Source organism: Mycoplasmopsis alligatoris A21JP2 (genome assembly GCF_000178375.1).
Classification (GTDB): Bacteria; Bacillota_I; Bacilli_A; order Mycoplasmatales; family Metamycoplasmataceae; genus Mycoplasmopsis; species Mycoplasmopsis alligatoris.
In genome coordinates, this window is record NZ_ADNC01000027.1 from 224,643 (window position 1) to 244,864 (window position 20,222).

The following is a 20,222-nucleotide window of genomic DNA, read 5'->3' on the forward strand; positions in this document are numbered from 1 at the left end:
AATTAAAAGGTTTAAATAATGAACAATCTTTAACATGAATTAAAATTAAGGGATTTAAAACCGATTCTAATAGTAACTTTAAACCATTAGATGAATTTGATTTGGTAAAAAGACTTTATGATTGAGCATCATTTCAAAATATAAAATTAATGACTATACAAGAAAACAAAGATGAATTTTTAAGATTTAGAAAATTAGAATTTAAAGTTTCTAACGGTAAATGATTAGCAAATAAAGATAGTAGTAAAATAGAATTTTTAATGCCTAAAAATTATTATGAACCAATTTTTGAAAACAAAAATTCTGATTTAAAAAATCCAAAAATTATTCTTCATTTACCTATAGTTTATAATAATAACATTTCAAATGTTTGAAGTACATTTGCAGCTAATGCCTATTATACTTGACCTACTATTGAGCTAGATTATCAAGAATTGAAAGATAAAAAAGAATTAATTATTAAATCCACAATGAAGGGTGCTTGAAGAAATGGAGGACATACTACAAAAGACTTTAACGTGGTTGTAAAACTAAATGAAAAAGGTATTTCTTTTGAAGTAGTTCCAGAAAATAAAGAATTTAGATTTACTCAAAAATATTATGAAGGATTTAAAGATTATTACGCAAATAAAGGTATAAAAGACGGGCAAGAAGTTAAAGATGAAGATGTGCCTTTAGACAAAGCGATTTATTTTGATACTCATGGTACAAATACCTTTTTAGAGTACAAAAATAATATAAAAAATGAAGTATTTAGTGACAATAAAACTAACATATTTGACTATGACAACGTTAGTTTTAATCAATTTGATAATCCGATTTTAATTAAAACAAATTATAAAGATGGTAAAGCATTTGCTTATAATTTCAACCAAAATGTTCCACAAAAATGAAGCAACGGTTACAAAACAGACTATGAAGTTTTAAGTTTTGAATCGCAAACTGAAGCGGCAAAAGAAATTAGATCTAGAACATTTGCTGGCGGTGGAGGAAGTTATACAATTTTAAGAAAAGTGAATGATGACCCTAATGATTATCGTTATTATGGATTAACAAATCAACATGTTGTAGCTACTACATTTGATATGTGGAATAAACCAACATTAAATGCTGAAAAACAAAAAACCACATATCTAGTTAGAGCTTTTGAAAGACAAGGAACTGAATTATATAATTCGAAAGGATTATTTCATGGACCTGAAAATATGGGAAATATTCCTTATGATGTTTTTTGAAGTGCAATTAGTCCTGTTGATCGCGATTTAACAAAAACTAGGCAAAAAATAGATGCAGCTATAACTATTTTCGATATAAAAGAAACAATTTTAAGAGCCAGAAGAGAATCAAGATTTGAAACTGCAGAATGATTGGAAAATTGAAAAAACCTTAAACCTTTAGATTTTTCTTATGATTATCAATATGAATCATTTTTCTATGACAATTTAGGTTTAGATTATACAATGGGATCTTTTCCTTGAGGAAAACCAACACATTATTTAATTAATAGAACTCCTTACAATGATGATAAAAGAATTTCAATTAACAATACTAATATAACTAGGCTTTTCTTTGGTGGAGGAGCAAGTGGTAGCGGTATTTTAAATAGCAGAGGTGAATTTGTTTCACCTATTAACAGCGGAAACTATAATTCTCTATTTTCGTTTGTTATGAAAAATAGAAATTATGATATGGTAGGTGCAAACAATGATGGGAATCCATTTTTAAAGGATGAAGCCTTCAGTATTATAGCTCATATGTATAGAGCTAATTTATTTGATCCTAGAACTTTTAATTTTAATAAGCAAATGGAAGTTAAATAAGTTTAAAATATTTATCTAACATTATTCAATTAAGATGTAGCAATACATCTTTTTTTCATATTTTCCATATTAACCTATGTCATTGTGTTATATGTAAATTTTAAATAAATATATTATTGAATAATAGTAGTAATATATAAATATGAAATCTAAGAATACAAGAAAAATTCAAATTTTATCATTAGTTTCTTTAATTACTATTTCAAGTTCGATGTTTGTTTCATGTGCACTTAAAAATGTAGAAATTAAAAGAGTGACTAGTGTTTTTCCTAAAAAAATAGAAGACACTAGTTCGACAGAAGAAAAAGAAAATTCTGAAAATTCATTCTTTATTAAAGAAGATCCAGCTGAAAAATTAAAAAGAGAATCAGAAGCTTTAGAAAAATTAAAAGTTGATATTGAAAACTTTAAAACATCTGTAAATGAATCTGAAATTTCTTTTAAACCTGAAGCATTGAAAGCAATAGATAATTTTTACTTAAAACCTTATTCTGCTTCATTTGATAAAAACAATTTTAAATCATATTTTAAATTTGATAAATTAGAAAACTTTGATTTAGAAGTGAATAATATTTCTATTAGCAAAGAAGATATTAATACAACTGTCTTTGATTTAGATGTTATAAATCATGAATTAAAGTTAAAAATAAATAAACAATTTAAATATAAATTTGATAATGACATTAAGTTAATAGCTGATGAAGTTTCTAAATCAGATGATTTTGATTATTATTTTACATATTCTCAGGATGCTAAAAGCAGATTTCTTGCTAAAGAAGTTTTTGCCAATGAAAACTTTTCAAAAGTTTTTACACCTAAAAAAATTAGATATTTTGATGTTAAATTTAAAGAAATAAATCAAAGTAAAAACGATTCTGATGTTTCATTAAAATTAGAATTGTATTTACATGATAAATTCATTAAAGAAATAATAGTTAATTCAAATTCATGAAAAGGAAAAGCATTTTTTAACTTATCACAAGACAAAAAAGCTTTAGAAGAACTTAAATGATACATTGAACAAGGTGTAGAATCATTAGAATTACATGATGTTAAAACAAAAGCACCTACTATGTTTTTACCATCAAAAATTGATTTAAACTCTGTGTTTAAATTATCAAAATTTGATGGATATGAATTAAGCTTAGAAAAAGCCAAAAATAATAAACATGAAGAGATAATAAACGAAATCGAAGGTAAATTAGAATTTAGATTTAAGGTAAAAAATTTAAAAAATAACGAAATTTTTTACTCTAAAAATCACAAGATGGAATTTTTAAAGCAAGAAGGTGATCCAGAAAATGTTGAGGATTTTAATGATGATTATTTTACAAGTAAAAACTCTAACATATCAACAGATAATACATTTATAGATTTAAAAAATAAAGTAGATAAAATCAATGGTTCAAGTTTTTCTCCAAGAAGAGTAGTTAATCAAACCTATATTGAACCTGACAAAATGACTAGTAAGAATTTAAAGTATTTTTTAGCGTTTAGAATACCAAATAAAGGTGTAAATAAAGATACAAATAGACCTGAAAACATTAATATTAGCGATCAAGAAGATACAAAAATTGATATCAATAATATTCGTAAAAATTATTATTTTGCTTTTTATAATGTGCATTCAACTGAGCCAAATGATCAAAATTTTAATCAAACATTAAATTTTAAAATAGGTTTTATAAATAAAAAAAATCCTTTAATTCGTTATCATTCAAAATTAATAAGCCTTAAAGGACTAAAAAATACTTTATCCGACAAGTACTATGCTATAGAGGATTTAAGCAATATAACTTTAGAAAACTTGCATTTAGAAAATGATTTATTAAGTATCAAACCCAGTGAATTTTTAAACTCATTTAATAAAAAAGATTCAAACTGAAGTATTTATAGAAATTATATAAAAGTTAAATATGATGAAAAATTATTTAATTATAAAAAATACTCTTTAGAAACTGTTTCATATAAAAAGTATATTTCAGATTTTGACATTATTGATGTTAAAGAAGCTGATGATAGAGACGGAAGTGTTTATGTAAAACTAGGTTATTTAAACAAAGAAAAAGCAATAACATGAATTAGGATAAAACATTTTTTGAATAGCAACTTAAAAGATTCTAAAAAAATTGATGACTTTGAATTGATAAAAAAATTACATAACGATCCTTACTTTCAATGAATCAATTTAATGACTGTTCAAAGATCAAGAGATGAATTTTTAAGATATAGAAAATTAGAGTTCAAAACTTCAAATGGAAAATGATTAGCTAACAAAGATAATACAAGAATAGAATTTACTATTCCTAAAAATTATTATGAACCTGTTTTTGAAAATAAAAATGCAATTGTTAAGGATCAAAAATTTTTACTTCATCTTCCTATTATGTATAACAATAATATTGCTAAATTATGAGGTACATTTGCAGGAATTTCTTGATGAACCTGACCTAAAATAATTATTGATTACAATAAATTAAAAAATGAAAGAGAAATGATTATTGAAGATCAAATGAGGGGAGCTTATCAAAATGGTTGACCAACAACTAAACCGTTTTATTTAAAGTTAAGACTGACTGATAAAGGTATAGAAATTGAAGTATACCCTAAAGATACAACATTAAAATTCACACAAAAATATTATTCTGATTTTGGGAGTTATTATAAACTTAAAAATATTCCAGAAGGAGCACTTGTAAAAGATAAAGATGTTCCAAAAGATAAAGCTATTTATTTTGATACTAGAGGAGCAAACATTCTTTTAATGTATACAAATAATATAGCTAATGAAGTTTTTGATGATGTAAAAAGTAACGAATTTGACTATGACAATGTAACATTTAATAAATTTGATAATACTATTTTTGTAAAAACTAAGTATAAAAACATCAGCGCTTTTGAATATAATTTTAACCAAAATGTTCCACAAAAATGATCTAGCGGATATAAAACTGATTATGAAGTTCTACCCTTTGAATCTTTAACTCGTGAAGCTGAAGATATAAAAGCTAGAACTTTTGCTTCTGGCGGAGGTAGTTATACAATGCTACGTAAATTGAATAACGATCCAAATGATTATCGTTATTTAGCTGTTACTAATCAGCATATTATTGGTACAACTTTTGAAATGTGAGAAAGACCTTTAATGAACCCTTCTAAGACTAGAACAACATATTTTAGAATTCCTTTTTCTAGACCAAGAACTGATTTATATAACTCATTTGCAGATTTTAAATCTCCTGAAACCGTTATGGATATTCCAATGGATATTTTTTGAAGTGCGACAAGTCCTATTGGAAAAGATTTAAAAAATACAAGACAAAAAATAGATGTTGGTATTTCTGTTTTTGACATCAGAAAAATAATAAAAAAAGCTAGAAAAGAATCAAAATTTGAAGTTGTTTCATGATTGGAAAATTGAAAAAATTTAAAACCATTGACTTTTTCTTATGATTATCAAGATGAATCAGTGTTTTTTGAAAACCTTGCTGTAGATTATACGATTGGAGTTTTTCCTGATGGTAAACCTGCACATTATTTAGTTAATAGAATTAATTATGGTGGAGGCTCAAAAGTTAGAGCAAAAAATAACAATATTACTAGAATATTTACTTATTTTGGAGTTAGTGGTGGTGGTGTTATAAATAGTCGAGGAGAATATGTTGCTGCTATTAATAGTATAAGTTCAGATTCATTGTATGGAGATTTAATTACAACAATGCACTATGATTATATTGGTGGAAATAATGACAAAAACCCTTTTAGTAAACATGAGGGATTCAGTGTTTTAGCACACATGTATCGCGCCAACTTATATGATCCAAGAACTTTTGAATTTAATAAGCAAATGGAAGTTAAGTAAGAAAAATCAAAAAAACAGAATATAAATAAAATATTTGGTTTTTTTGTATTTTTTTTAAAAAATATTAAATTTATTTATTGATATGGAATTTTTTATTAGTTGAGCAATATATTTTGCTTTGCTAAATTTTTTAAGAGCTATTAATAAAAAAAGTTCTTATATATTTAATATATATATATATATATATGAGATAAAAAATTTTACTTTTTAATCTATTATTTAGACGTTTATGGAATTTTTAATATTAATGTTTTAATTACTAAATAAATTTTTTATAGAAATTAAATTACAAAATCACTAATATTTAATGATAAGTTAAATCCTAATTATTTACTTTGAGTGCTAAAAGTGAATAATTTATTAAGAAATTTTAAAAATGATTTTATATTCATAATTTAATTATAATAAAGACGTTAATAATTAAGGAGAGAAATGAAAACAAACACAAAATTTAAATTATTATCTTTAGTTGTGCTAGGAACAACTTTACCAATAGTTGCTTTATCTTGTCAAAAGAAAACTACTCAACCTGTAGAAAAAGATAAAAATCCAAAAGAACCAGCAGGAAATAACACAACTGATAGTTCAAATGTTACACCACCACCTACAAATACACCTGGATCAACAGACTCAGAGCCAAAAAAAGAAGTAGTTGAAGTTAAAACCGACTCTAATTTAACTGACAAAGACTTTTTACCACCAGCAAACGAAGTACCTGAAACTCAAACAGAAGGTAGAGCGTTAATGAAAGCTCTTTTAGACGATAAGGAAAATTGAGTTGCAGCGCCTAACGTTTTAACAAATGAAAGTGTTATATGAGATGCAGTTAAAAAATTAGAAAGAAATGCCTTTGTTGAAGTTAAATATACTATCACAAATAATGGTTTTAAATTTGTAAGTGATAAAAACCAAGATTTAACTAAAGAAATTAAAGCTGCAAAAGATAAACCTAAAGCAGCAGGCCTAGTTGCTTATTTATCTACAGATCCTAAAGAAGCAACATTATTTTATGATGGAGAAAATTTATATATATTTGGTAAAGAAAGTGCTGAATCTAAAAAATATAGAGTGTGAACAGTATCTAAAACATTAACTGATTCACAAAAAGCTAAACTTTTACTAGAAGATTTCTATAACTATGCATTTAATTTAGATAATGTTCATCACGCAAATAATGTAAATCCAGTTATTTATTTAAGCGAAATAAAAAGAATGTGACAAGAAGTACTAATTCTAGCTGACAAAAAAGTTTATATAACAAATAAAAATAACAATGGATATAAAGAATTCATTAATAGAACAGAAGAAAATAAATTTTCAAATATAGATTGAGAAGAAATAAGAAAAGATGCGTTTTTAATGGTTAAAGGTGAAAAAATTCCATTATGAAAATATTACCCAGCATTTAATAATGCATTTATTACTAAACCTGAAGATAGACTGTTAGATTATGAAGAATCAATGAAGTCATTTGTTCGTGTAGGTTCTTACACAGCGCCTTCAAAAGATCAAAAATCAGAAACAGTAGGATTTGAATTTGCTTTATATAAACTAGTAGATGGTAAACCAGTTAAACACTTTGGTGTAGAAACATTCCAAGCTGATTTAGTTTTTGAAGATCCTAAAGCTACTAACTAATTTAAAAGTCGATTAATTTCGACTTTTTTTCTAACTTTGTATTTTCTCTTTAAATAATTTTAATTATAATTTTTACTTTTAGACCTATTTATTAGGTTTATTTTATATTTTTTAAATTTATATATTTGATATAGAGAAGTGCTAACATAAATTTATGAAAGCAAAAAAACTAAAAAATATTAAATTGTTTAGTATATTATCAATTTCTTTAGTTTCAACAACTATTATTATTTCTTGTGCAAATAATAAGATTATTGAGAATAAAGAAAATATAAATAAACTTGAAAACAATGAAGAAAATAAAGATACAGGTAAATTAATACAAGTTGATTCTAATGTATCTGATGTAAGTAAAATTGATAAAGAAAAAAAAGAAATTTCTGATAATTTAAACAGCGAATCAGTAAATACAGCTTCACTAAAAGAAAAAGCCGAATCTATAAAATTAGATCTTAAAGATGAAGCAAAGAGAGCTATTAAAGAATTTTATTTAAAACCATATTCAGCATCTTTTACTAAAGAAAACTTTTCATCTTATTTTAAAATTATAGCTGATAAAAGTCTTGAAACTAAACTTAATAATATCACCATTGATAAAAATAATATTAACTTAATTAACTTTGATATAGAGGTTTTAGACAAAAGTAAAAATGAAAAACTTAATAAAATTTTTACTTTTAAATCTGAAAATAATATTAATGAATTAATTGATAAATTAACTAATTCTAATAATTTTGATGATTATTTTGATTATGATAAATCGATTAAAAATAAATTCATTGTAGATGAAATATTTGAACAAAAGAATTTTGTAAATTATTTTATTCCAAAAAAAATAAGATATTTTGATTATAAATTAATTAGCTTCAAACAAGATGATAATAAGCAAAATGTTTCTTTAAAGATAGGTTTATATTTACAAAACAATGAAATTAAAACATTTGAAGTAACAAGTGAAAATTGAAAGGGTAAACCGTATTTTAATCTTTCAAAAGAAGAAAAAACTAAGTTAGATATTCAATGATATATTGACAAAGGAAATGAATCATTAGAATTAAGAGATTCTTCTAAATTAGTACCAACATTAATTCTTCCTTCTAAAATAGAATTAAACAGTGTTTTTAAAGTAAAAGAATTTGAAGGATATAAAATAACTTTGGAAAAAACATCTTTTCATGATAAAAATGGTTCACTAAAATATAAATTTAAAGTAGAAAATAATATAGATAAAACAGTTACACATTCTAAAGAACATTGAATGGGATTGTTAAGAAAAGAAGATGATCCAGAAAATTATAAAGATTTTAGCGATACTTATTTTTCAACAAAAGATGAATTAAAAACTGATAGTAAATTTACTAAACTAAAAGAACAAGTAGACAAAATAAACGGTTCTAATTTTACTCCTCGTAGAGTATCTAATTTTCAATACTTAGATCCTAGTTCAATGAGCGCGGAAAATTTAAAATACTTTTTAGGTTTTAGAGATCCTAATAAAGGAATAAGTGGTTCAAGAGATGAACCATCAAATAAAATAATTGCAGATAAAGAAACAAAAAATGATATTAATATTAATCACTTAAGAAACCAATATTATTTTGCATTTTATAATGTAAAAGCATCAAATCCTAATTCACAAGGTTTAAATAGAGATCTAAGTTTTAAAGTTGGCTTTATAAGAAAAGACAATCCAGAAATTAAACATCATACAAAAGAAATAACATTAAAAAACCAAAGTAATACTTTAGCTGATAAGTACTATGCCATGGAAGATTTAAGCAATTTAGGACTTGAAAATATTGAAATACAAAAAAATGTAATTCAATCTATGAGTTCAAGCGATTTCGCTCAAAAAATAAATAGTCAAAAAGATAAAACAGAAAATAAATATTATGTAAAAGTTAAATATCAAAAAGATTTCTTTATCTTTAAAAACTATAAATTAGACAATGAAACAAGCCCTAAATATGTAGAAAATTTTTATATTTATGAAGCTAAAGAAGCAAATGATCCTGAAGGCAGTGTTTATATAAAATTAGGTGGATTAAACAACCAGAAATCTATTACTTGATTGAAAATAGATGGTTTTAAAAAACAAAAAGCAACATCTTGATCATTTCCTAAATCTGAACATGAAAAATTCATAGATTTAGCAAACAATGCTAATTTAACGACGATACAAAAAGAAAATAATGAATTTTGAAGATTAAGAAAACTAGAATTTAATGCTTCTAATGGTATGTGACTTGTAAATAAAGATAAAACTAAAGTAGAGTTTTTTATGCCAAAAGAATATTATGAGCCAGTTTTTGAAAACAAACAAGGAATTATTAAAAACGCACAATTTAGATTACAACTACCAATTATGTTTAATAATAAGGTTTCAAATGTTTGAGAACGATTCGGAAAAAATAGAAATTTCTCTTGACCTGTTGCCATATTTGACTATGAAACACTTAAAAATGACAAAAAACTAGTTATAAATGAATTACAAATGCAAGGTGCTGTTGTGAATGGAAAGGTAACTAGAGAAAACTTTAGTATTAACGTTGAGTTAACAGATAAAGGAATAAAATTCGAAATCATTCCAAAAAATAAAACTTATAAATTTACTCAAAATTATCACTCGGATTTAGAAAGAGGATACAATTCAGAAAAATATGCTAATTTAACTAATTTAACACCAGAACAAATAAATAAAGATATAGCAATTTTTTATGATACGCATGGAACAAATATATTTTTAGAATATACTAGCGACATTCAAGTTGAAAAATTTAGTGAACAAAAAACAAATGAATTCAAATATAAAAATGTTACTTATAACCAATTTGAAAATCCGGTTGCTATTGAAAATAAATATAAAAAAGATGAACCATTTAAATATAATCCTAATCAAAACGTTGAACAAAAATGAACCAGCGGTTACAAACCGGATTATGAAGTAATGCCTTATGATTCCGATCTTGATATTATTAAAAATATAGGTGCTCGAACATTTGCTGCCGCTGGAGGATCATTTACTGTTATAAGAAAAATTAATGGCGATCCAAATGATTACCGTTATTATGCACTAAGTAATCAACATGTTGTAACAACAACTTTTGATATGTGAAATCGCCCAACACTAGATGATCCAAATATTAATAAAAAAGCTTATATTAGAGGGTTTAATAAACACATTTCAAATAGTTTATTTAACGCTCCAGGTTATAGCGATGGACATGAAAATATAAAAGATGTGCCTTTAAAAGTTTTTTGAAGTGGAGAAAGTCCAATTGGAAAAGATTTAACCAAAACCAATCAAAAATATGATGGTAATATTGTTATTTTTGATATTAAAGAAGCTATAACAAGGGCAAAAAGGGAATCTAGATTTGAACTTTCTGAATGATTAGAAAATTGAAAAAATCTTAAACCTTTAACCTTTACTTATGATTATAGACATGATTCACCATTTATTGATAATTTAGCTCTTGATTATGCTTTAGGATCATTTCCTGCTGGAAAAAGATCACACTATTTAATAAACAGAGCAAAATTCCAAAACGATGAAAGAATTTCGTTGTACCAAAATGGAATTACTTGCTTATACTTTTCTGGTGGAGGAAGTGGTAGTGGTATTATAAACTCTAGAAATGAATACGTAGGAGCTGTAAACAGTGGTAATTTTGGATACTTATTTGCTTTTGCTTTAGGCACAAGAAACTATGATTATATAGGTGGAAATAATGATTCAAATCCTTTTTTAAAAAATCAGGCTTTCAGTATTTTAGCTCACATGTATAGAGCAAATTTATATGATCCTAGAACTTATGCATTCAATGAACAAATGGAAGTAAAATAAAAATTTTCCTTTTTTTCCTATGTACAAGCGAAATAAATAAAAAAAATTAATAAAATTAATCACAATAAATACAAAAAATTGTGGTTATTTTTTAAATTTTATTTGCTATAATAGAAAAGAATTTAATTAAGGAGTTAATTTGTTTTTTCAGCGACTAAAAAAATTAGGTATTACAAAGTTATTTTATAAATTAAGGGCTGCTTGGGTCAATTTTTGGTCTACAAAAGAAATAACAAGAAAACTCTTTTATACATTGCTACTTTTAGGAGTTTATGTAATAGGAACAACAATAACTTCACCATTTGTAAAAATAAATGCGGGTCGTTCTATTAATGATGATTCATTTCTTAATACACTTAATTTAGTTGGTGGGGGTGGATTAAACCAATTTTCAGTTTTTGCTCTTGGAATTTCACCTTTTATTAATGCCTCACTTGTTATGATGGTTTTACAATCAAGGTTATTTCCACCTGTTTATAAATTAAGTCAATCAGGGCCTCAAGGTAGAAGAAAAATTAATATTATAACTCGTGCTATTACATTAGCAATTTCATACCCACAGGCAATATTTCTAACTCAGTCACTTTCGGCTGGTGGTCAGAGTAGTGCGTTTATTTCAATAGTCCCTGCATTTGGTCTTTCTGAATCATTGATTTCTTATTTTGTTTTACCAATGATACTAATTGCTGCTTCGTTATTTGTTTTGTTTATTAGTGAACAAATTACTAATAAAGGAATTGGAAACGGAACAAGTTTAATTATTTTCTGTGGAATTGCTACTAGATTACCAAGTCAATTTAGTTCTGCTTATAAAATTCTTGTTGGAGATTTACAAAATGAAGGAACATTTGTTGGAATAATTAATTTTTCAACTTACATCTTAATTTATTTAATTGTATTACTTATTATTACCATTATATATAATGCTGAAAGACATATTCCTATTCAACAAACTGGAGCAGGGCGTTCAAGAAATATAAAAGAAATGGGTAAGTTACCAATTAAATTGAATCCCGGTGGAATTATGCCTGTAATTTTTGCAATGATGGTTTTATCATTCCCTACAATGATAGCTAATGTTTTTCCAGGTGATAGCGCCGCTAAGTTTTGAATAAATCATAACTTGCAATTTACACAACCACTTGGTTTAGCGTTATTGATAATTATTACTTTTGTATTCTCATTATTAATGGGAATTCAACAATCTAGAGTTGATAAAATAGCAGAAGATTTTGCAAAAAGTTCGACTTTTATACCAGGAATAAGGCCTGGTGAAGAAACACAAGATTATTTAATTGGTGTTGTTTTTAGATTAAGTGTTTTTTCAGGTATATATTTAGTTATTCTAGTTTCTATGCAATTTGTACAAATAATGACAGGTGTCTTAGATGCTCAAATAGCATTTGGTGGAACAGGAATGATGATTTTAGTAAGTGTTTCATTAGAGACAATAGGTCAAGTTTTGGCTAGAAGAAAAACTACCAAGCTTGCAAAAGCAAAAAGAGTTACAAGAAACAATTTTGATCCAAACAAAAAAGGCAAAGGAAATGGATTATTATGATAAAAGTTACAAAAAATATGATTTTTATGGGGCCACCTGGTGCCGGAAAAGGCTCTGTGGCAGCTGTTTTAGCAAATCAAACTAATTTAATACATATTTCAACTGGTAATATTTTTAGAGAAGAAATTGCTAAAAAATCACCATTAGGACTTAACGTTAAAGAACTTGTTGAACAAGGTTCATATGTTCCTGATGATATAACAAATGCAATTGTAAAAGGAAAAATTTTAGAGTTATGTTCTCAAGATAAATACATAATTTTAGATGGATATCCACGTACAATTGATCAAGCTAAATTTTTAGATAATATTAAAGAAATAAAATTTAGTGTTATTGAATTACTTGCAAATGAAGAAGTAATTCTACAAAGATTAAGTGGAAGACGTTTTTGTGGACAATGTAATGCATCATATCACGTTGTAAACATGCCTTCAAAACTTGGAGAAAATTGTCAAAAATGTAACATTCCATTATTGATAAGAAAAGATGATGCACCTGAGGCTATAAAGATTCGTTTGAAAACTTATGCAGATCAAACAAAACCACTTTTAGACTATTACAAAACTTCAGGCAGATTATTATCAGTTGATGGATTACAAACTCCACAAAAAACTGCTGACGATATTTTAAAAATGTTGTAAAATATGAACTTAAGTTAACGCGAGGTAATTATGATAAATATCAAAACTAATGATGAGATTCAAAAAATTACAAAATCGTGTGCGATCTTGGCAGAAGTTAAACAAGTTTTGTTTGATTTTATAAGACCAGGGGTTTCTTTAAAAGAAATTGATCAATTAGCCTTTAAAGAAATTTTAAAAAGGAATGCCAAACCCGCCTTTCTAGGGTTGTACGGTTTTCCAGCAACAGCTTGTATATCTGTAAATGAAGAATTGATCCATGGTATACCTTCAGAATACATTTTAAAGGAAGGCGACATCGTAAGTGTCGATGTTGGATGTATTTGACAAGGTTACAACAGTGACAGCGCTTTTACAAAGGGCGTTGGAAAAATTAATCCTCAAGACCAAAGATTGATAGATGTAGCAAAAGGAGCTTTTGAAGCTGGACTTGATGCTATTAAACCAAATGCAAGAGTAGGAGATATTTCCTTTGCAGTTGGACAATATATTAAAAAGAATAAATTATATACACCTTCAGATTTCTGTGGTCACGGAATCGGTAGAGCATTACATGAAGATCCAAATGTACCAAATGATGGTAAAAAAGGAACTGGTCCACTTTTAAAAGATGGAATGGTAATCTGTATTGAACCGATGATTACTCAATCAAAAAATATTAAAATTTTAAGTGATGGATGAACCGTTGTGTCTACAAATAAGACAAATACTGCTCACTATGAACATACAGTTTTAATTAAAAATGGTAAGGGAATTGTTCTTACGAAAGGAATCTAATTGGCAAAAGATGCTATAAAAATGAACGCCGTTGTAAAACAAGCTTTTTCAACTGATTTATATGAAGTTGAACTTGAAAACGGTTTAGTTATAAAAGCTCATATATCAGGAAAAATGAGAGTAAACCATATTCGTATTTTACCTGGTGATTCTGTAGAAGTAGAAATTAGTCCATATGACTTAACTCAAGGCAGAATAACATACAGACATAAATAAGGAGATATTATGAAAGTTAGAGCAAGCGTTAAAAAAATGTGCAAAGATTGCAAAATTATCAAACGTAAAGGTGTTAATCGTGTAATTTGTAAATTACCAAAACACAAACAAAGACAAGGATAGGAGAAAATAATGGCTAGAATTTTAAACGTCGAAATCCCAAACGATAAACGTGTTGTTATTTCACTAACATATATTTATGGTATTGGACCATCTTTAGCAAAACAAATATGTGCTGAAGCAAAAATTGATGAAAATGCTCGTGTTAAATCATTAAGCGAAGAGCAATTATCAAAAATTCGTGAAGTTGCAAAACAATTCACAACAGAAGGTGACTTACGTAGAGAAGTTACTTTAAACATTAAACGTTTAATGGAAATTAAATGTTACCGTGGTATAAGACACCGTAAAGGATTACCAGTTCGTGGACAAGTTACACAAAAGAATGCTCGTACACGTAAAGGTCCTAGAAAAACAGTTGCTGGAAAGAAAGGTAAATAATCATGGCTCGTAAAACAAAGAAAAAAAACATTACTAGTGGTGTGGCTCACATACATTCTACAAACCAAAACACTATTGTTACTTTTGCTGATGAAGCTGGAAATGTTATTGCTTGATCTTCAGCGGGTGCTATTGGATACAAAGGTACAAAGAAAAAAACACCTTATGCAGCTGGTTTAGCTGCTGCTGCAGCCGCTGAAGCTGCTAAAGAACACGGTTTAAAAACAGTTAAAGTTGAACTTAAGGGATTAGGTTCAGGTAAAGATGCTGCTAGAAAACAAATTGAAGTTTCAGGAATTACAGTTACTGAAATTAAAGATGTTACACCAGTTCCTCACAACGGAACACGTCCTCCAAAACGTATTTTAAAACGTGAATCAAAAAGATAATTAAAAACGAAAGCAGGTAAAAATGGAAAAATTTCAAAAATTAGACTATTTAGAAGTACCTTCAAACTCAAACACCAGTGATTTTGAAAACAAATTTATTATTCAACCTCTTGAAAGAGGATTTGGTACAACATTAGGTGTAGCTTTAAGAAGAGTGTTATTATCTAACATTACATCTTTAGCTCCATTTTGTGTAAGAATCGAAGGTGTTACTCACGAATTTCGTGGTATCGAAGGGGTAGTCGAAGACGTTCCAAGTCTTATTATGAATTTAAGAAAAGTTCGTTTTAGCTATGATCCTGAATTAGTTAAAGATGATGATATCATCAGAGTTGAATTAAAAGCTGATCAAGTTGGTGAAATTAACTCAAGATATTTAGAAGTAGTTGACAACTTAAACGTTGAAGTTATTGATCATAACGTTCACATTGCTGAAGTTAGTCAAGAAAATGCTTTAAGGTTAGAATTATATTTACGTCCTGGTAGAGGTTTTGTTTCAAGTGAAGAAAATAAAGCACTTGTAAGCAAATTAGAAGCTCAACTAGAAACAAAAATCAAAAAAGGTAAATTTATTGCTGTTGATTCAAACTTTTCACCAGTTGAAAAAGTTAATTATGTAGTTTCTGAACTAAACTCATCAAGTATTAAAATTGAAGAAAAATTAGAATTTAATGTTTATACTGATGGTACAGTAAAACCTAAAGATGCTATTAAACAAGCAGCTGACATTTTAATTGCTCATTTTAAAGAAATTGGAAATGTAGATGAAATTAGAAATGATATTTTTGAAACAGCTGATGATAAAATTACTGATAATCAAGAGACAGATATTGATATTACTCAATTAGGACTTTCAGTTCGTTCATTAAATGCTTTAAGAAGAATTGGAAGAACAAAAGTAAGTGATATTTCAAAAATGTCATATGAAGAACTAGAACAAACAAAAAATCTAGGTAAAAAATCATTAGATGAAATTGTGCAAAAAATTAAAGAGCACGGTTTTGAATTAAGAAAAGGAGATGAATAAAATGGCTAATCCTAAACAATTATTTTCACGTGATACAAAGTGAAGACAAGGTGTAATGCGTTCATTAGTTAGTGAATTATATGCTAATGGAAGAATTACAACTACTTTAACTAAAGCTAAAGAAGTAAGAAGACATGCAGAAAAAATGATTCAAAAAGCAAAAAACCCTACTTTAGCAAACCGTCGTATCGTTGCAGGATTTTTACGTCCACTTGTATTAAAAGACCAAACACCAGTTTTAAGTCACTTATTTAATACAATCGCACCTAAATATAAAGATAGAAATGGTGGATATACAAGAATCATTAAATTGCCTACAAGACTTGGAGATAACACAAGAATGGCAATTATTGAATTAGTATAATTTAATAATAACTATAATAAAAATATAAGCTCACCACTTATATTTTTTTATATTTAACTACACACAAGGCAAATACGGCAAAACCATTATATAAAAAAGCACGAATGCAAGTGCTTTTTATATGGTTTTTAATTATTTAACAACAATGTTTTTTATGCTGCTTGCTTCACCATAAAAACTCATTTTGTGAGCAAAAGGAGTATTTGTTTTACTATCACCAAAATTAGCTTCATTACTTGTATAAACAGCATGGTTTATTAAAACATCTAATAAATCTCCACCTTCGTAATCTAATGTAACATTTTTAGATTTATCTGCATATTTTAACATAACATATCCATCACCACCAGCTAACAAGAAATCGTTTGTAACAATTGTGTACTCATTAGTAGCAACAATGTCTTTGCCATTAATTTTAATGCTTGCTTCTTCAACTGCGTATTTTTTTGTTTTTCCTTCACCTGAACCAACTATATTAAATTTAACATTTGATGAGAATTGGCCAAAAGCACCACTTTTCATTTTTGAACCCGCATGCATAATAGCTGCTTTTAAAGTATCACCTTCAACTTTGACAGCTGAAATTCTATTTCCAAACGGTAAAACTCCTAAAGCTTGGCCACGTGTTACATCGCCTATTGCAATATTTGCACGTAATCCCCCTCCGTTCATTAATCCTATAACAGTATCTGCGTTATATTTTGAATCATCCTTTTTAGCTTTAACAACTTCATCTGCTATAGCATTAGCTGCGAATAACCCTAGATTAGTTTGCCCTACTCTTCCTTTTCAGAACTCAGTTCCATCTACATTTTGTAAAGTAACATGATCAAATACAACTGTATTTTTAAACGCTACTTTATTGTTTTCAACACCAAACTTGGTTTCTAAATCTTTAATTAAGTTTTTAACGTTATCATTTTTCTTACCAAAAGCTGCTAATTCTACTTCATTAATATCTCTTAAGCTTTGTGTAACTGACTCAATTTTTCCAGTTTTTTTGTTAACTACTAAATCAATTTCTCCTAGATATTGAGTATAAGCTTCAGTTTGAGTTAAATAAGCTTGATCTCCATCTTTTTTAGCTATATCAACTTTATTGTGCGAATGTCCATCTAAAACTAAATCAACATCTAATGCATTTTTAGCAAAATAATTTGAATCTCATTTTTCAATGTTTCTTCCTATACCTAAGTGAGTTAAGGCAATAACAAAATTTACCTTTTCCTTATCTCTAATTTCAGATACTGTTTTATTTGATGATTCAACCGGATCATTAAATAAAACATCTTTTGAATTGTTAGGATGAGAAGTAATGGTTGTATCAGGAGTTGTGATTCCCATAATACCAACTTTAAATCCGTTTGCAACTTCTTTAATAATATATGGTTTAAATGGTAATTTACCTTTTTTGTCTTCACTAACTTTGTCGTTATATACAACATTAGCTGATAAAAACGGCATTGTTGAACTTGTTGCTTTGTTTAGTTCTAACATATGATCTAAACCAAAATCAAATTCATGATTTCCGATTGCTATTGCATCATATTTCATTTCTTTAGCAACTAATGAAATAGTTTTACCTTTATCACTATCAGAAAGTGGTAAACCTTGAATTAAATCCCCGGCCGATAACAATAATGTGTATTCTACATTTTCTAAAAATTCTGCTAGTGTATCCATTCCTGAATAATTATTGTATTTACCATCATCAAATTTTAATCTTCCATGTTCATCATTTGTATGAAAAATTTTTAATGTTTGTGTATCTGAATCTTTTTCAGCTAAGTTAAGTGCTTTAAAAGTTGTGTTTATTTTTGATCTTAATTCTTTTAACTCAGATTCTTTTGAAGCTACAAATTCCTTTCTCGATGTTTTTAGTGCTTCATCCTTTTTGTTCTTGTCTATAGCAACTTTCATTGCTTTAAGCTCTTTAGCATAAGTACTTAATTTTGTATTATAAGCCTCCATTGCGTTTTTATAATTTACTCTTGCTACTTCAAGACTTTCTTTATTAACAACTGGATCTTTTTTGTCTTCTTCAGTTTTGCCTGTATTGTTTGTTGTTGTATTACATGCTATTGTAATTGCACTAGTAGCAATTAAAATAGGTGTAATTGAACCTAATAACATAATTTTTTTGAATCTCATATTTCTCCTTGTTTAGTAAATTTTAGTTCTTTTCAATTATACTTAATGTTTTTTGAAAAATAAGAATATGGAAATGTGGAATTGGCTATAAAAGCAACAAAAAAAGGCAACTAGTGCCTTTTAAAACTATTTCCTCAAAAATGATTTTACATTATTCAAAGAAAGTGAACGCTAAGTTCCAAGAGCAGCTACTCACGTAAAGTAGCAACCATTCGTATCGAATGCATCAACATGATAATAACATAAAAATAAGGTGTATTTTAAATTAAATTTTATTTTTTGTTAATGAGGTGTAAATGTTTGCATAAAAAAAGCATGTTACCATGCTTTATTATTTTATTTCTATACCATTTAATTCAATTTTTCCGCCAGCAGCTTTTTTATCTTCTAATCATTTTGTTCCAGTTAAAGCTTCAATTCCAATTGTTTTTAAACTTGGAAAATGTATTAATTTAAGATTAGCTGCACCAAAAAAAGCAAATTTTTCAAGAGTTTCTAATTTAGGCGCATAAATTTTTTCTATTGATGAACCAATAAAAGAAAATCCCCCAATTGATTTAGCATTTTCAAGTCTTAATTCTTTTAATTTGTTAGTAGCATTAAACGATGTTTCACCAACAGTTTCAACATATGGAGCGTTTACATATTCCACAGCTGTGTTTTTAAACGCATGTCTTCTAATTGTATGTATTGCTTTATCAGTTATATAAACTTCTTTTAAATTTTTATCTTTTAATTCTCATAAAACGCCATCTCTTACATCAAATTTATCAATAGGAGTTCCCGGTCTTGTTTCTTCAACCTTTTCTAATTTTTCCTCTGGTTTTTTATCTTCGGTTTTTTCAGTTGTAGTTGTATCTGGAACTTTAGGTTCTTCTACTTTATCAGTATTTTCTGTTTTGTTAGCTTCAGTATTTGTTGTGTTTGTAGGATTTGTTACTTCATTATTTGTATTTTTATCACCCTTATCAGTTGTTGAAGAATCTTTGCCTGTATCTTTATTTACATCTGGTTTAACTTCAGGTTTTTTATCATCTTTTTTTGAGCAAGCGATCACTACCATTGGAGCAAGTAATGAAACGACTCCTACACTTAAAAGTAATTTAATTTTTTTAGTCATAAATAACTCCTTATATTTTTTAATAAATTAAAAATATCTTAATATACCTATATTTTACTTAACTTTAGCACTTTTTAGAAATTTATTAATTACTTTACACATGGAAAAGTCTTTTATTTTCATAAAAATTAAATATATTTTTCAATATGAAAATAAAATTTAAATTTCAATTTATAACTGCATAAATTTTTGCGTATTTATTAAAACATATTTTTTAATCTTTTTCTATTTTTTTTAGAGCACTTTAAAACTAAATATTTACAAAAAAAATACTTTAAAGTATAATATGAAAAGTTATTAGGGAGATA

The 20,222-nt window shown here is 26.9% G+C and carries 15 protein-coding genes; 13 read left to right on the forward strand and 2 right to left on the reverse strand.

Features of this window, described 5'->3' with window-relative positions; translation table 4 throughout:
- Window positions 1-149 precede the first annotated feature (149 nt).
- The 13 genes from MALL_RS03575 to rplQ all read left to right on the forward strand — a co-directional run bounded on the left by MALL_RS03575 (window position 150) and on the right by rplQ (window position 16,643).
- Window positions 150-1,820, forward strand: coding sequence for an MGA_1079 family surface serine endopeptidase (locus tag MALL_RS03575; RefSeq protein ID WP_156785640.1), 1,671 nt, complete (start codon window positions 150-152; stop codon window positions 1,818-1,820).
- Between the two features lie 142 nt (window positions 1,821-1,962).
- Window positions 1,963-5,682 carry an MGA_1079 family surface serine endopeptidase gene (locus MALL_RS03580; RefSeq protein WP_005683812.1) on the forward strand — a complete coding sequence of 1,240 codons (3,720 nt, stop codon included), beginning with the start codon at window positions 1,963-1,965 and terminating at the stop codon, window positions 5,680-5,682.
- Window positions 5,683-6,114: 432 nt separating this feature from the next.
- Window positions 6,115-7,320, forward strand: coding sequence for a hypothetical protein (locus MALL_RS03585; RefSeq protein WP_005683777.1), 1,206 nt, complete (start codon window positions 6,115-6,117; stop codon window positions 7,318-7,320).
- A 154-nt stretch (window positions 7,321-7,474) separates the two neighbouring features.
- Complete coding sequence (locus tag MALL_RS03590; RefSeq protein WP_005683882.1) at window positions 7,475-11,167, forward strand: MGA_1079 family surface serine endopeptidase; 3,693 nt, start codon at window positions 7,475-7,477, stop codon at window positions 11,165-11,167.
- 139 nt (window positions 11,168-11,306) lie between these two features.
- Window positions 11,307-12,731, forward strand: a complete 1,425-nt coding sequence (gene secY, locus MALL_RS03595) for a preprotein translocase subunit SecY (protein WP_083793875.1) — start codon at window positions 11,307-11,309, stop codon at window positions 12,729-12,731.
- A complete protein-coding gene (locus tag MALL_RS03600; RefSeq protein WP_005683955.1) occupies window positions 12,725-13,369 on the forward strand; it encodes an adenylate kinase family protein in 645 nt (214 codons plus the stop codon). Before secY ends, MALL_RS03600 begins: the two co-directional genes overlap by 7 nt.
- 30 nt (window positions 13,370-13,399) lie before the next feature.
- On the forward strand, window positions 13,400-14,146 hold the full coding sequence (gene map, locus MALL_RS03605; protein ID WP_005683881.1) for a type I methionyl aminopeptidase: 747 nt from the start codon (window positions 13,400-13,402) through the stop codon (window positions 14,144-14,146).
- Window positions 14,147-14,362 (forward strand): translation initiation factor IF-1, encoded by a 216-nt coding sequence (gene infA / locus MALL_RS03610; RefSeq protein ID WP_005683763.1) that lies wholly within the window; start codon window positions 14,147-14,149, stop codon window positions 14,360-14,362.
- Between the two features lie 9 nt (window positions 14,363-14,371).
- Window positions 14,372-14,485 (forward strand): 50S ribosomal protein L36, encoded by a 114-nt coding sequence (gene rpmJ, locus MALL_RS03615; RefSeq protein ID WP_005683995.1) that lies wholly within the window; start codon window positions 14,372-14,374, stop codon window positions 14,483-14,485.
- 9 nt (window positions 14,486-14,494) lie between these two features.
- Window positions 14,495-14,863, forward strand: coding sequence for a 30S ribosomal protein S13 (rpsM, locus tag MALL_RS03620; RefSeq protein WP_005683989.1), 369 nt, complete (start codon window positions 14,495-14,497; stop codon window positions 14,861-14,863).
- A 2-nt stretch (window positions 14,864-14,865) separates the two neighbouring features.
- On the forward strand, window positions 14,866-15,252 hold the full coding sequence (gene rpsK / locus MALL_RS03625; RefSeq protein ID WP_005683897.1) for a 30S ribosomal protein S11: 387 nt from the start codon (window positions 14,866-14,868) through the stop codon (window positions 15,250-15,252).
- Window positions 15,253-15,274: 22 nt separating this feature from the next.
- Window positions 15,275-16,279, forward strand: a complete 1,005-nt coding sequence (locus MALL_RS03630) for a DNA-directed RNA polymerase subunit alpha (RefSeq protein WP_005683837.1) — start codon at window positions 15,275-15,277, stop codon at window positions 16,277-16,279.
- Between the two features lies 1 nt (window position 16,280).
- Complete coding sequence (gene rplQ / locus MALL_RS03635) at window positions 16,281-16,643, forward strand: 50S ribosomal protein L17 (RefSeq protein WP_005683730.1); 363 nt, start codon at window positions 16,281-16,283, stop codon at window positions 16,641-16,643.
- Between the two features lie 132 nt (window positions 16,644-16,775).
- Here the strand turns inward: rplQ and MALL_RS03640 are convergent, their stop codons facing one another.
- Both MALL_RS03640 and MALL_RS03645 read right to left on the reverse strand, forming a co-directional pair.
- Window positions 16,776-18,794: a bifunctional metallophosphatase/5'-nucleotidase gene (locus MALL_RS03640; RefSeq protein WP_005683740.1), complete on the reverse strand. Its 2,019-nt coding sequence runs from the start codon at window positions 18,792-18,794 to the stop codon at window positions 16,776-16,778.
- A gap of 331 nt (window positions 18,795-19,125) precedes the next feature.
- On the reverse strand, window positions 19,126-19,914 hold the full coding sequence (locus MALL_RS03645) for a leucine-rich repeat domain-containing protein (RefSeq protein ID WP_005683893.1): 789 nt from the start codon (window positions 19,912-19,914) through the stop codon (window positions 19,126-19,128).
- Window positions 19,915-20,222 lie beyond the last annotated feature (308 nt).